Raw genomic sequence first — 12,844 nt, 5'->3', positions numbered from 1 at the left:
GTGGTATTGAATTTTTAGTTTTTTTTGTGCATACTTCATTATCGTTAAAACTACAAAAAAGTTCGTTACCTAAGGTCAAAATTTATGAAAAAATCTGAAACAAATATTCGAGTTCGCTACGCAGAAACCGACCAGATGGGAGTGGTCTATTACGGTAACTATGCACAGTACCTAGAGCAGGGACGTACCGAGTGGTTACGCGAGTTGGGTTTTTCTTACAAATGGATGGAAGAACATCAAGTGCAGCTTCCGGTAGTAAATTTGAATATTGATTATAAAAGACCGGCTAAGTATGATGACCTTTTAACTGTGACAACAACCCTAAAAAAAATGCCAACAGTTAAAATAGAGTTTTATTATGAAATTCGTAATCAAGATGATGTACTTTTAGTTTCGGCAACAACTACTTTGGTGTTTATAGATACCACAACAAATAAGTTGATGAAGGCACCATCATATTTATTGGATAAACTTAAGTCTTAGGTTATTCTTCTTGTTTTTTTATGGCTACTTTATACGTAGTGTCAAAAATGTTATAAATGCGTTCTGCTTCTTTTTGTCGCACTGAAATTTCAATCTCACAACTTAATTCAAGTTTTTGATCAATTATTTCTAGCTCTTCCTCTTTAATAATACGCATCACGGTATTCATCTCAGGATACTCAAATTTGAGAATAAAATTTTCATCAATAGTTCTCTTTACAATTTTTGATGCTTCAAGTGCCATTTGAGCACCGGTTTTGTAAGCTTGAATTAAACCGCCAACACCTAATTTTGTTCCACCAAAATAGCGAACCACAACCACGAGTGTATTAGTCACATCAAACGATTGTAACTGCCCATAGATAGGCATCCCCGCGCTATTTGAAGGTTCTCCATCGTCATTTGCACGGTATCGATCATAGGTTTTCCCTAGTTGCCAAGCATAGCACCAGTGACGTGCTTTGTGATGTTTGCTTTTTAAGTTTTCAATGTGTTGTTCAATTTCGGTCTCATTTTTAACCGGAAAAGCGTAGCCGTAAAACTTGCTTCCGCGGTCTTTAAAAAGAACTTCTTTTGAAGGTTTTACAAGAGTTTTATATGTGTCTTTTTCTGAAGAAATAAGAAAGGATTTTTAGTTTTTCAATGTTTATCTATTACCATTTTGCCAAAGCTACCAAAAAGATACTGATCACGGCAAGGATAATACCAATCCAATTTTTTCGAAGTAATTTTTCATTAAAAAAAGTAATTCCTAATAAAGTAGATAGCATCACGATGGCGACATTGTTTACGGTAAATATCCCTGAACTTTCCAATATATCACTGCGCAAGGCTTGAACGATAAAATAGACTGAAAAATAATTGGGAAGCCCTAGAAATATCCCGCCAATAATGTTTTTAAACTCAAAGGTAAACTTGCCTTTTATAGCTTGAATCACCAAAATGGAAATACCTATTATTGCTGCTGCAGAAAAAATAATAGCAGAAAAAAGAGCAACTTCATCTTCTGCAATCATTGTGTCTTCTAGGTATGTGATACTTGTATCAATAAATCCGCTACCTAAAAACACTAATAAAGGATAAATTAAATTTTTCTTTTGAATAGTAATACCTTTTGTAGTTTTGATAGAAGCGAGGTATACTGCAATGAGGGCCAAAATGATTCCCAAAATCTTTAAAATACCAAGGCTTTCTTTGTAATAGACTAGACCAAAAACTACCGGGATAACCACGCTCATTTTGGTAGCCACCGAAACCACAGAAAGGCCACTACGTTGAGTGGTAATAGCCATTAAATTAAATATAATGATAAACAAAGCTCCTAGTCCTAGTGTGTATAAAAACCAAGGTTGTTGAGGGACTTGTGATAAAGTAACATCACCATTATAAAAAAACAATCCGCAATTAAAAGCAACAATGTAATTTACAACAATGGCGTGTAGGGTGTTGATTTTAAAACGGTCAAAAAGCTTAAAAACCACAAAAATTAATGTGGATGAAAGAATGCTTAAAAGTAGGGCTGTCAATTACTGTTGTTTTTAAAAATTTGTAAGATGTCTTTATCCAGTTTTTCTTCTGAAAGCAAATCAATATGTTTCATAGTTTCTTCAGAAAAAAATGGAGCTTTGATGCCAGTTTCAAATATAGCATTCCCTGTAAAAATGTTAGCCTCATCCCAAAGATTTGTTTCAATAAATGAGTTTAAAGTAGCAGCACCCCCTTCAATTATAACAGATTGAAGCCCGTGATTATAAAGTATTTCACAAATTTGTTTTGGTAGGTTTTTTTTAAACTTTATTGATTCGTATTGTGTGTTTAAACCATGTTGTTTAGTTTCTTCAGTAATGATTATTGTAGGAGTTTCATCATTTAAAACAGAAGCTTCAGATGGAATTTTTAGTTTCTTATCAATAATAATTCGTGTAGGAGATTTGCCATGCCAATCACGACACGTTAAACTTGGATTGTCTTTTAAAACAGTGTTTGTACCCACTAAAATAGCTTGTTCTTGTGCTCTTAATTTGTGAGAACGTTGCCTAGAATAGGTGTTGGTAATCCATACCGGCTGTTTATCTGTTATTTTTTCGACAGCTTGTTTATACGTGGGAGCTATAAATCCATCTTTGGTTTGAGCCCATTTTAATATTATAAAAGGGCGTTTTTTAGTATGAAAAGTGAAAAATCGTTTGTTTAAGGCATTACATTCATCTCTTAGCACATCTGTAATAACTGTACCCCCGGCATTTTTAAGTTTTTTAATTCCTCTTCCTGCTACTTGAGGGTTCGGGTCTATACTGCCAACGACTATTGTTTTAATTCCGTTTTTGATAATCAAATTTGAACAAGGAGGTGTTTTTCCAAAGTGACTACAAGGTTCTAGACTTACATATATAGTAGCGTCTTTTAAAAGTGCTTTATTTTTCACGCTATTAATAGCATGAACCTCGGCGTGTGGTTCTCCGGCTTTATAATGCCAACCTTCGCCGATAATTTGATCGTTATGCACCAAAACACTGCCTACCAAGGGGTTGGGGTAAGTGGTACCTAGTCCATTTTTCGCCAGGTCAATACAGCGTTGCATATATTTTTCATGTACCTTCACAGCGTAAAAATACAAGGTTTTACTTACATGAACACACCAATTATTCGTCTTATTAAAAAGGAAGACAACCCACAAGTTGCAAAGGTAATACGCTCTGTTTTTGAAGATATGAATATTCCTAAAACAGGAACTGCTTATGAAGATAAAGCACTAGACTGTATGTTTGAAAGCTATACTAAAAAAACGTCTTGCTATTTTGTAGTTGAAGATAATAATACCATAATAGGTGGTGCAGGCATTGCAAAATTAGAGAATTATGAAGGTGAAGATCGTATTTGCGAATTGCAAAAAATGTATTTTTTACCAGAGGCTAGAGGTAAAGGCTTAGGAAGAACATTGATAAAAATGTGCCTGGTAAAAGCACGCGAATTTAATTTTGAAAAATGCTATATAGAAACAATGCCAGATATGACAGCCGCTCAAAATTTATACAAAAGCGTAGGTTTTGAAACAATTGACGCTCCTTTAGGAAACACCGGTCATCATTCTTGTCCGGTGCATATGCTTATGAAACTGTAAATAAATGACTGTAAAAGAATTAAAAAACCATTTTGTAGAAAGACTTTCAGCATTGTATCCTTCTGAAGAAATACAATCATTTTTTACTTTACTTTCTGAAGCTTATTTGAACCTAACTCGCATACAAGTAACATTAGAAGCTAGTAAGAAGCTAACTTCTACTGAAATTAATCAGTTTAAAGATGCGATCAGTCGTTTGGAAAAGCATGAACCTATACAATATATTATTGGTACAACCGAATTTTATGGACTCACTTTTGAAGTAAATCAACACACTTTAATTCCACGACCTGAAACTGAAGAATTGGTTGAATGGATCCTTGAAAATTCAGCTTCAGAAACAAGTACTACCTTTAGTGTATTGGATATTGGCACCGGGTCTGGGTGCATTGCTATTTCTCTAGCCAAAAATCTTGCAACTGCAAAGGTTTCGGCTTTAGACTATTCATACGAAACCTTAAAAACTGCCGAAGCTAATGCCAAAAAAAATAGAGTGCGAGTACATTTTTATCAAAAAGATATTTTAAAAACAGCATCACTGCCACAGCAATATGATGTGATTGTTTCAAATCCGCCCTATGTGCGTGAACTTGAAAAACTAGAAATGCACCATAATGTTTTAGATTATGAACCGGCTTCAGCTTTGTTTGTAAGTAACAGTGATCCGTTACTGTTTTATAGAACTATTGCTAGGCTGTCACTGCGATACTTAAAACCAGACGGGAGGCTTTACTTCGAGATAAATGAGTATCTTAGTAACGAATTAATAACGTCATTGCAAGAAGAAGGCTATTCTTCTGTTGAATTAAGAAAAGATTTCAGGGGCAAAGACCGAATGCTACAATGTAAAAAATAACTACCCGATGAAAGAATTGACCAAAATATGTGTGTTTTGTGGAAGCAGTGAAGGAAATGATGCCGCTATTACCGAAGCAGCAGAAAAAACCGGAAAACTTTTTGCAGAAAAAGGAATAACCCTAGTATATGGCGCTGCCAAAATTGGGGTTATGGGAGTTTTGGCTAAAAATACACTAGATAACAAAGGGCAGGTACTAGGAGTAATACCTGAATTTTTGAAGAAAAAAGAAGTTGTGCATTTAGGTCTTACAAAGCTTTACACAACCGAAAATATGCATGAACGCAAATTAAAAATGCACGAGTTGAGTGATGCTTTTATTGCTATGCCCGGAGGAATGGGGACCCTCGAAGAATTATTTGAAATTATCACGTGGCTACAATTAGGGCTGCACAAAAAGCCAATAGGATTATTAAACGTGAATGGCTTTTATAATGACCTTCTTAAACTACTTGAGACTATGGTGCGTAAGGGGTTTCTGTCTATGGATAACTATGAATTATTATTGGTTGATACTACCATCGAGAACCTCCTTGAAAAAATGCAAAACTTTAAAGCACCAGATATTCCTAATTGGTTAAACCCCGATAGAGCGTAAGAAACAACTTTCATTTTAGCTTGTTGAATTTATAAACAAATGAATTATCTTTAGTATCTGTAAATCAGATATTTATTTTGGGGGCTGCTAAAAAATATTTCGCTGAAGCGTTAGGTACATTTGCCTTAGTTTTATTTGGGTGTGGAGCTGCAACAATTGCAAGCATTTCACAATCAGGCCCTGAAGGTATAGGTTTGCTGGGTATATCGTTAGCCTTTGGTTTTGCACTTACCGTAATGGTGTATGCAATAGGTCCTATATCTGGATGCCATATTAATCCCGCTGTTTCAATAGCTATGATGGCAGCCAAAAAACTTTCAATACGAGATACAATAGGGTATGTTTTTTCACAATGCATTGGTGCTATTCTTGCCTCTGCCATCTTATACATTATTGCAATAGGTAGTGAAGGTTTTGAAATGCCAGAGTGGGGATTGGCGAGTAATGGTTGGGGCGAAGGGTATTTAGGCGAGTACAACATCATTTCAGCATTGATTACTGAATTTATTTTCACTTTCTTATTTCTTTTAATCATTTTCGGAACTACCGCAAAAAAAGCCTCACCTTTAATGGCAGGTATGGCAATTGGTATTTCCTTGGTATTGATTCACATGGTAGCTATTCCTATTACCGGCACCTCTGTAAATCCGGCTCGCAGTTTAGGTCCGGCACTTTTTTCTGGTGGTAAAGCACTGGAGCAAGTTTGGCTTTTTATATTGATTCCTATTGCCGGTGGTTTATTTGCAGCAATTGTGAGAACAGTTTTTTTAGATGATTAATATTTCTGAAAAAATCACGCTATAATTTTTTAAATGATAGTTGAGTAAGGTACCTATTTTCTATATTTGTTGGTATGAATACCGAAGCAAAAATCAATCAACTGCGTGAAGCATTACGCAAACATAATTACAACTATTACGTACTCGATAATCCTACTATTTCAGATTTTGAATTTGATCAAAAACTGAAAGAGCTTCAACAACTGGAAGCCCAACACCCCGAGTTTTATGACGCCAATTCACCTACCTTGCGAGTAGGTGGCGAAGTGACTAAAAATTTTGATACGGTGACTCATGAACATCGTATGTATTCATTGGCAAATTCATATTCAAAAGAAGATCTGGAAGATTGGGAAAAACGAATAAAAAAGTTGGTTGACGGTACCGTTGAGTATGTTTGTGAACTTAAGTATGACGGTGCTTCAATTAATCTAACATATGAAAACGGAAGTTTACAAAAAGCAGTTACAAGAGGAGATGGTTTTCAAGGAGATGATGTAACTACCAATGTAAAGACTATAAATTCAGTTCCTTTAAAACTCAAAGGTGATTTTCCAGATAAATTTGAAATAAGAGGCGAAATTATACTGCCCTTTGAGGGGTTTACCCAAATGAATGCAGAGCGGGTTGAAGCCGGTGAAGAACCTTACAGAAATCCAAGAAACACAGCTTCCGGAAGCTTAAAGTTACAAGATAGTAGTGAAGTGGCAAAACGCCCGTTAGAATGTTTGTTGTATAGTATTAAAGCAGACAGATTGCCAATTTCTACCCAATACGAATGCTTGAAAAAAGCCAGAGAATGGGGGTTTAAAGTTCCAGAAGTTGCCAAGCTTACCAAAAGTATAGATGAGGTGCTTAACTTTATAAACTATTGGGATGTTCACCGTCACGAATTGCCCTATGAAACAGATGGTGTTGTAGTAAAAGTGAACAGTCTGTATCAACAAGAAGAATTGGGTTACACCGCCAAAGCACCTCGATGGGCAATGGCTTACAAGTTTAAAGCTGAACAGGTCACTACCAAGTTAAATGCCATAACCTATCAAGTAGGACGTACAGGAGCTATCACACCCGTTGCAAATCTAGAGCCCGTAGAATTGGCGGGTACTATTGTAAAACGAGCATCATTGCACAATGCCGATCAAATTGAAAAACTAAATGTGCGTGAGGGAGATACGGTTTTTGTTGAAAAAGGCGGAGAAATAATTCCAAAAATTATTGGTGTTGATTTTACCGAACGCGATCCTAATTCAAACCCTACCAAGTACAGAACTACGTGTCCCGAATGCGGAACCGAATTAATACGTAACGAAGGTGAAGCGCTTCATTACTGTCCTAATTCTGAAGGTTGCCCGCCGCAAATTATAGGCCGCATTCAGCACTATATTTCAAGAAAAGCAATGGATATTGAAGGACTTGGTGGAGAAACGGTAGCTTTGCTAGTAACCAATAACCTAATTACTACTTATGCCGATCTGTATGAGCTTACCAAGGAAGATGTGATTCCGTTGGAACGAATGGCAGATAAAAGTGCAGAAAACCTAATAAATGGTATAGAAGCTTCAAAACAAATTCCGTTTGAAAGAGTGTTGTTTGCTTTGGGTATCAGGTATGTAGGTGAAACAGTCGCAAAAAAGCTAGCTAAACATTATAAAAGTATTGATGCTCTTGCAAATGCTACTGAAGAAGAATTGATTTCGGTAGATGAAATAGGTGATCGTATAGCTGAAAGTGTTCGCTTGTTTTTTACTTCAGAAAAAAATATACACACAATTGAGCGCTTAAAGAACTATGGCGTGCAATTGGAAATTTCAGCAGAAAAATTGGCTAACCAGACTAATAAGCTAAATGGGGATACTTTTGTAGTTTCAGGAGTTTTTCATCAAGTTTCACGTACAGAGCTAAAAAAACTTATTGAGGATAATGGGGGTAAAGTGTCTAGTTCTATCTCGGGAAAAACCAATTATGTGGTTGCCGGTGATAATATGGGGCCAAGTAAAAAAACCAAAGCCGAAAATTTGGGCGTTCCTATTATTTCAGAAGAAGATTTTTTACAAATGATTTCCTGAAACTATTTTAAAAACCTTTGCGAAACTCGTATTTTTGTGTAGAATCATAAAACGCTCATGTTTGAAAAATTAAAGCATAGATCCTTACGCAAAAAGATAGAACACAGCTTAAAAAAGCGAGATATTTCAGAAATCAATTCTGAAATGAAAACGTTAGGGTTTTTGGTAGATGAGGCTGTTTTTCAGGATTTTGAAAAGCTGTATGAATGTGCAGATTATTATAATTTGCAGCCTAAAGACGTTAAAGTTTTTTCATTTCTTGAAGTGAAAAGGAAAGTGCCTTCTCTACGTCATAATCAATTGCATAATAAGGACTTTAATTGGAAAGGTGAGTTGCATAATCAAAATGCAAAAGAGTTTATAAACAAGCGCTTTGATGTACTGGTAGGGTTTTATACTACAAAAAATAATTTTTTGGATGCTATGATAGCTGACAGTAATGCAAATTTTAAAGTTGGAATATCAGGAGCAGATCCACGTTTGTTTGACCTTTTAATAGATATTGATATTCACGATCTAGATGGTTTTAAACTCGAATTAAAAAAATATTTAACTGTTTTAAAAAAAATAAAATGAAAGAATTGATAGGAACTGGAGTCGCTTTAATAACACCATTTAAAGAAGATCTTTCGGTAGATGTTGAAGGGCTTAAAAAAGTTGTAAACTATAATATTGATAACGGTACCGATTACCTTGTTGTTTTGGGAACTACCGCAGAAAGCGCCACTCTAAATAAAGAGGAAAAACAATTGGTAATTGATACTATAGTAGAAGCGAATAACAAAAGGTTGCCTTTGGTTTTAGGAATAGGAGGTAACAATACAGCCGCTGTGATTGAAGAAATGAAAACGAGTGACCTTACAGCTTTTACTGCAATACTTTCAGTTTCTCCCGCTTATAATAAACCTACACAGCAAGGCATATACAACCACTTTGCTGCTATTGCTCAAGAAGCTCCATTACCCATAATTTTATACAATGTACCAGGAAGGACAGCTTCAAATATGTTACCAGAAACGGTAATTAAACTCGCAAATGATTTTAAAAATATCATTGGTATCAAAGAAGCTGCAGGTGATTTGGTTCAAGCAATGCAAATGATTGACGGTACTCCAGATTCCTTTTTAGTTATCAGTGGTGATGATATGATTGCTTTGCCCATGACATTAGCCGGTGGAGCAGGCGTTATTTCGGTAATAGGAGAAGGATTTCCAAAAGAATTTTCAAAAATGATTCAATTAGGGCTCGATAGAAAAGTAGATGAAGCTTATGCAATTCATTATAACATTGCTCCGGCAATCAACTATATTTTTGAAGAAGGTAATCCTGCCGGAATTAAAGCAGTATTCAAAAAATTAAATATTTGTAACGATGCCGTTCGTTTACCATTGGTAAAAGCAAGTGATTCATTACAATCAAAAATTGCTTCTTTTATTGACAGTCAATAAGAATATTTTACAAATAGATGTGTTAAACTTTATGCAAAGGCTTAAATTATCATCAGCAGTACAATAATTTAGCTGCATATTAAGTTTTTGTAATCCCATTTAATTCACTAATTTTGCACGATGTTTTTAAACGCTATGAAAGCAACTTTTTTATTACTTTTATCTGTTATTGTTTTAAGTTCTTGTAGTAACTATCAAAAGGTTCTATCTTCTGATGATACAGGAAAAAAATATGCATTAGCAGATTCTTTATACAAACAAAAAAAATACAAAAAAGCCTTAAAGTTATTTGAGCAAATAGTTCCGGTGTACCGTGGAAAACCTCAAGCCGAACGGCTTATGTTTTTATACGCTACTACCTTTTATGAACTAGAAGACTTTTACTTGGCCGGATATCAATACGAGCGATTTGAAACTTCATACCCTCAAAGTGACAGTGTAGAAGTAGCCGCGTACCGATCTGCAAAGAGTTATTATGAGCTATCACCTAGGTACTCTTTAGATCAAGAAGATACCTATAAGGCATTAGAGAAATTACAAAGCTATATTAACAAATATCCTAACTCAGAAAAAAGACCAGAAGCCAATAAGCTGGTTTCAGAACTTAAAGAAAAACTCGAGAAAAAGGATATTGAAGTAGCCAATCAATTATTAAAAATAGCAGAATATATAGGCGATTATAGACCGGCAATTGAATCGTACGATAATTTCATATCAGACCATCCAGGTTCAAAGTATCGTAAAGACGCCTTTTTTGGAAGGTTACAAGCCGCTTATGAATTGGCCTTGCTGAGTATTCCTTCATTAAAAGAAGAACGGTTAATTTCTGCAAAAGACTATTACAATAAATTTTTAAAATATTACAGCGATACCGATTTAAGAGCCGAAGCAGATATTATAGCAGCAGATATTACTGCTCGCTTAGGTGAAACAGAATCAAAAAGTTAAAACAAGGATTATGATAGATATTAAAAATTCTGAAGCTCCTATCAATACAACCACTATTGATAAAAACAAAGTAGATGCACCTACTGAAAACATCTACGAAGCTATTTCAATTATAGCAAAACGAGCTACGCAAATTAACGGCGACATCAAGAAAGAATTGCTTGAAAAGTTAGACGAGTTTGCTACGTACAACGACAGTTTAGAAGAAATTTTTGAAAACAAAGAACAGATTGAAGTTTCAAAATTTTACGAGCGCCTTCCAAAACCTCATGCACTTGCGGTTGAAGAATGGTTGAACGATAAAATTTACTACCGAAATACAAAAGAAGAAGAACTGAATAAGTAGAAGATGTCTATTTTAAGCGGTAAAAATGTGTTGCTTGGCGTTACTGCCGGTATTGCCGCTTATAAGGCTGCCTTTTTGGTTCGGCTTTTTGTGAAGAAAGGGGCACAAGTAAAAGTCGTTATGACACCCTCAGCAAAAGAGTTTGTCACACCACTTACCCTTTCTACATTATCAAAAAATGAAGTATTTTCTTCTTTTACCAATGAAGAAGATGACAATGCCCAATGGAATAACCACGTTGAGTTAGGCCTTTGGGCAGATTTATTTGTGATCGCTCCTGCCACCGCCAATACTCTTTCTAAAATGGCTCACGGCACAAGCGATAATCTGTTATTGGCTACTTATCTATCGGCTAAGTGTCCTGTGTATTATGCCCCGGCAATGGACTTAGATATGTATAAACATCCAAGTACAACTGCAACGTTTGAAAAATTAGATAGCTTCAGAAATATTCAAATACCAGCTGAAGAAGGTGAACTAGCTAGCGGTCTTTCCGGAAAAGGAAGAATGGCCGAACCTGAGCATATTATTTCATTTATTGAAAACCATCTGCTGCAACAAATGCCATTACAAGGTAAAAAGATGTTGGTTACCGCAGGACCTACCTATGAAGCAATAGACCCTGTACGATTTATTGGAAACCATTCTAGCGGAAAAATGGGATATGCTGTCGCTGAAGCAGCTGCTAAGCTAGGTTCCGAAGTTTTTTTAGTTTCAGGTCCTGTGAATATAAGCCTTGAAAATAGCCGTGTAAAGATTATTCCGGTGACTTCAGCAAAAGATATGTATGAAGCTGCTCATACTTATTTTCCTACTTGTGATATTGCAGTTTTAAGCGCTGCTGTAGCTGATTATAGACCCAAACAAGTTGCTTCAGAAAAAATAAAAAAGAACGATAGCTCATTAACACTAGAGCTTGAAAAAACCCAGGATATTTTAAAATCGCTTGGCGAAATTAAAAAACATCAATTTTTGGTAGGCTTTGCTTTAGAAACTCAAAACGAACTTGAAAATGCAAAAAGCAAACTCAAAAAAAAGAATTTAGATTTAATTGTCTTAAATTCGCTCAAAGACAAAGGAGCCGGGTTTAAAGCAGATACCAATAAAGTCACTTTAATTAATAAAGACAATAAAGTGCAACGTTTTGCTGTTAAACCTAAAACCGAAGTTGCAAACGACATTTTACAATATATTATAGAGAACATAGATGCGTAAATTTATACTATTACTTTTCGTTTTAACATTAACACTTTCTACTCAAGCGCAAGAACTTAATTGCAGTATAACTGTAGATGCTGAACAAACTGGACAGCCAAACTTGCAAGTGTTTAGAACACTTCAACAAGAATTGACCGATTTTGTAAACAATACAAAATGGACCAATAAGGTTTATAAAAACCAAGAGCGGATAGACTGCAATATGTCAATCATTATTTCAGACTTTGAGTCAACTTCATTTTCGGCTACCATACAAGTACAAGCATCTAGGCCTACTTTTAACTCAACGTATGATTCGCCTATTTATAATTATAACGATCGTCAATTCAGTTTTGATTATACCGAGTTTCAGCCATTAAACTTTAACTTAAATACATTTAATTCAAACTTAATTTCAGTTATTGCCTACCATGTTTATACAATTATAGGTCTTGATGCAGATACGTTTGAAAAAAATGGAGGCGAAGAATATTTTCAAGTTGCAAAACAAATAATCAATACAGCTGCTTCTAGTAATTTTATAGGATGGAAACCAACAGATGGTACACAAACACGATATCGTTTCAATGAAGCATTGCTTTCAAATGTGTATCAAGAATTTCATACCGCTATGTATGAGTATCATAGAGAGGGACTTGATATAATGACACAAGATCCTAAAGACGCAAAAGAAGCGATAGTAGATGCCATTCAAACGTTATCTCAAATAAATAACCGACGTCCAAACTCTTATATCATTCGTACTTTTTTTGACGCCAAAAGTGATGAAATACAGAGCATCTTTAGCGGAGGACCAAGCGTAGATATCGTAAAATTGGTTGAAAATTTAAACAAAATGGCGCCAACCAAACGAAGTAATTGGAGCGAAATTAAATTTTAATCTCCATACCTTTTTCTTGCTGTTGTAAAAATTCAATTTTACATTAAAAGTTGTTTTCAAAACCTTATTTTTACTTTAAATAAGGAAATCTATATTTA

General features: G+C 35.1%; 15 protein-coding genes. 12 read left to right on the top strand and 3 right to left on the bottom strand.

From position 1 onward, the window contains the following. The first annotated feature begins 84 nt into the window (after positions 1 to 84). A complete protein-coding gene (locus tag INR76_RS13905) occupies positions 85 to 483 on the top strand; it encodes a thioesterase family protein (RefSeq protein WP_223108553.1) in 399 nt (132 codons plus the stop codon). A gap of 1 nt (position 484) precedes the next feature. On the opposite strand, the gene INR76_RS13900 is transcribed toward INR76_RS13905, so the two are convergent. Genes INR76_RS13900 through ribD form a run of 3 tightly spaced genes read right to left on the bottom strand, consistent with a single transcriptional unit; the run spans position 485 to position 3,085 of the window. Next, the gene (locus INR76_RS13900) at positions 485 to 1,102 is read right to left on the bottom strand and encodes a YigZ family protein (RefSeq protein WP_223110034.1); all 618 of its coding nucleotides are present in this window, start codon (positions 1,100 to 1,102) and stop codon (positions 485 to 487) included. A gap of 34 nt (positions 1,103 to 1,136) precedes the next feature. Further along, positions 1,137 to 2,009: an EamA family transporter gene (locus INR76_RS13895; RefSeq protein WP_223108552.1), complete on the bottom strand. Its 873-nt coding sequence runs from the start codon at positions 2,007 to 2,009 to the stop codon at positions 1,137 to 1,139. Beyond that, positions 2,006 to 3,085: a bifunctional diaminohydroxyphosphoribosylaminopyrimidine deaminase/5-amino-6-(5-phosphoribosylamino)uracil reductase RibD gene (ribD, locus tag INR76_RS13890; RefSeq protein WP_255592712.1), complete on the bottom strand. Its 1,080-nt coding sequence runs from the start codon at positions 3,083 to 3,085 to the stop codon at positions 2,006 to 2,008. Before ribD ends, INR76_RS13895 begins: the two co-directional genes overlap by 4 nt. Before the next feature lie 27 nt (positions 3,086 to 3,112). Here ribD and INR76_RS13885 point away from each other — a divergent pair, with 27 nt between their 5' ends. The 11 genes from INR76_RS13885 to INR76_RS13835 all read left to right on the top strand — a co-directional run bounded on the left by INR76_RS13885 (position 3,113) and on the right by INR76_RS13835 (position 12,746). After that, complete coding sequence (locus INR76_RS13885; RefSeq protein WP_223108551.1) at positions 3,113 to 3,604, top strand: GNAT family N-acetyltransferase; 492 nt, start codon at positions 3,113 to 3,115, stop codon at positions 3,602 to 3,604. A gap of 4 nt (positions 3,605 to 3,608) precedes the next feature. Next, positions 3,609 to 4,460, top strand: a complete 852-nt coding sequence (gene prmC / locus INR76_RS13880; protein ID WP_223108550.1) for a peptide chain release factor N(5)-glutamine methyltransferase — start codon at positions 3,609 to 3,611, stop codon at positions 4,458 to 4,460. A 7-nt stretch (positions 4,461 to 4,467) separates the two neighbouring features. Continuing rightward, positions 4,468 to 5,058, top strand: a complete 591-nt coding sequence (locus tag INR76_RS13875) for a TIGR00730 family Rossman fold protein (protein WP_223108549.1) — start codon at positions 4,468 to 4,470, stop codon at positions 5,056 to 5,058. 77 nt (positions 5,059 to 5,135) lie between these two features. After that, positions 5,136 to 5,837 carry an aquaporin Z gene (gene aqpZ / locus INR76_RS13870; protein ID WP_223108548.1) on the top strand — a complete coding sequence of 234 codons (702 nt, stop codon included), beginning with the start codon at positions 5,136 to 5,138 and terminating at the stop codon, positions 5,835 to 5,837. A gap of 74 nt (positions 5,838 to 5,911) precedes the next feature. Beyond that, the gene (gene ligA / locus INR76_RS13865) at positions 5,912 to 7,906 is read left to right on the top strand and encodes an NAD-dependent DNA ligase LigA (RefSeq protein WP_223108547.1); all 1,995 of its coding nucleotides are present in this window, start codon (positions 5,912 to 5,914) and stop codon (positions 7,904 to 7,906) included. Between the two features lie 57 nt (positions 7,907 to 7,963). Continuing rightward, entirely contained in the window at positions 7,964 to 8,482 is a 519-nt protein-coding gene (locus INR76_RS13860) for a hypothetical protein (protein WP_223108546.1), read from the top strand. Then, positions 8,479 to 9,354 (top strand): 4-hydroxy-tetrahydrodipicolinate synthase, encoded by an 876-nt coding sequence (gene dapA, locus INR76_RS13855; RefSeq protein ID WP_223108545.1) that lies wholly within the window; start codon positions 8,479 to 8,481, stop codon positions 9,352 to 9,354. Before INR76_RS13860 ends, dapA begins: the two co-directional genes overlap by 4 nt. Before the next feature lie 135 nt (positions 9,355 to 9,489). After that, positions 9,490 to 10,302 (top strand): outer membrane protein assembly factor BamD, encoded by an 813-nt coding sequence (locus INR76_RS13850; protein ID WP_255592711.1) that lies wholly within the window; start codon positions 9,490 to 9,492, stop codon positions 10,300 to 10,302. Positions 10,303 to 10,312: 10 nt separating this feature from the next. Next, positions 10,313 to 10,648 (top strand): DNA-directed RNA polymerase subunit omega, encoded by a 336-nt coding sequence (locus tag INR76_RS13845; RefSeq protein ID WP_223108543.1) that lies wholly within the window; start codon positions 10,313 to 10,315, stop codon positions 10,646 to 10,648. A gap of 3 nt (positions 10,649 to 10,651) precedes the next feature. After that, positions 10,652 to 11,863: a bifunctional phosphopantothenoylcysteine decarboxylase/phosphopantothenate--cysteine ligase CoaBC gene (coaBC, locus tag INR76_RS13840; protein ID WP_223108542.1), complete on the top strand. Its 1,212-nt coding sequence runs from the start codon at positions 10,652 to 10,654 to the stop codon at positions 11,861 to 11,863. Next, positions 11,856 to 12,746 carry a DUF4835 family protein gene (locus INR76_RS13835; RefSeq protein WP_223108541.1) on the top strand — a complete coding sequence of 297 codons (891 nt, stop codon included), beginning with the start codon at positions 11,856 to 11,858 and terminating at the stop codon, positions 12,744 to 12,746. Before coaBC ends, INR76_RS13835 begins: the two co-directional genes overlap by 8 nt. Positions 12,747 to 12,844: the final 98 nt, after the last annotated feature.

The sequence above is a fragment of the Marixanthomonas sp. SCSIO 43207 genome (assembly GCF_019904255.1).
Lineage (GTDB): Bacteria > Bacteroidota > Bacteroidia > Flavobacteriales > Flavobacteriaceae > Marixanthomonas.
The sequence above is the reverse complement of the archived record's forward strand: the minus strand, read 5'-3'. Positions and strand labels throughout refer to the sequence as shown.

What these genes read in the sequence shown, in the direction of transcription:
- prmC (WP_223108550.1), top strand. Translation starts at nt 3,609, where the DNA reads ATGACTGTAAAAGAATTAAAAAACCATTTTGTAGAAAGACTTTCAGCA.
- INR76_RS13845 (WP_223108543.1), top strand. Translation starts at nt 10,313, where the DNA reads ATGATAGATATTAAAAATTCTGAAGCTCCTATCAATACAACCACTATT.
- dapA (WP_223108545.1), top strand. Translation starts at nt 8,479, where the DNA reads ATGAAAGAATTGATAGGAACTGGAGTCGCTTTAATAACACCATTTAAA.
- INR76_RS13835 (WP_223108541.1), top strand. Translation starts at nt 11,856, where the DNA reads ATGCGTAAATTTATACTATTACTTTTCGTTTTAACATTAACACTTTCT.
- INR76_RS13875 (WP_223108549.1), top strand. Translation starts at nt 4,468, where the DNA reads ATGAAAGAATTGACCAAAATATGTGTGTTTTGTGGAAGCAGTGAAGGA.
- INR76_RS13905 (WP_223108553.1), top strand. Translation starts at nt 85, where the DNA reads ATGAAAAAATCTGAAACAAATATTCGAGTTCGCTACGCAGAAACCGAC.
- INR76_RS13885 (WP_223108551.1), top strand. Translation starts at nt 3,113, where the DNA reads ATGAACACACCAATTATTCGTCTTATTAAAAAGGAAGACAACCCACAA.
- ligA (WP_223108547.1), top strand. Translation starts at nt 5,912, where the DNA reads ATGAATACCGAAGCAAAAATCAATCAACTGCGTGAAGCATTACGCAAA.
- coaBC (WP_223108542.1), top strand. Translation starts at nt 10,652, where the DNA reads ATGTCTATTTTAAGCGGTAAAAATGTGTTGCTTGGCGTTACTGCCGGT.
- INR76_RS13860 (WP_223108546.1), top strand. Translation starts at nt 7,964, where the DNA reads ATGTTTGAAAAATTAAAGCATAGATCCTTACGCAAAAAGATAGAACAC.
- INR76_RS13850 (WP_255592711.1), top strand. Translation starts at nt 9,490, where the DNA reads ATGAAAGCAACTTTTTTATTACTTTTATCTGTTATTGTTTTAAGTTCT.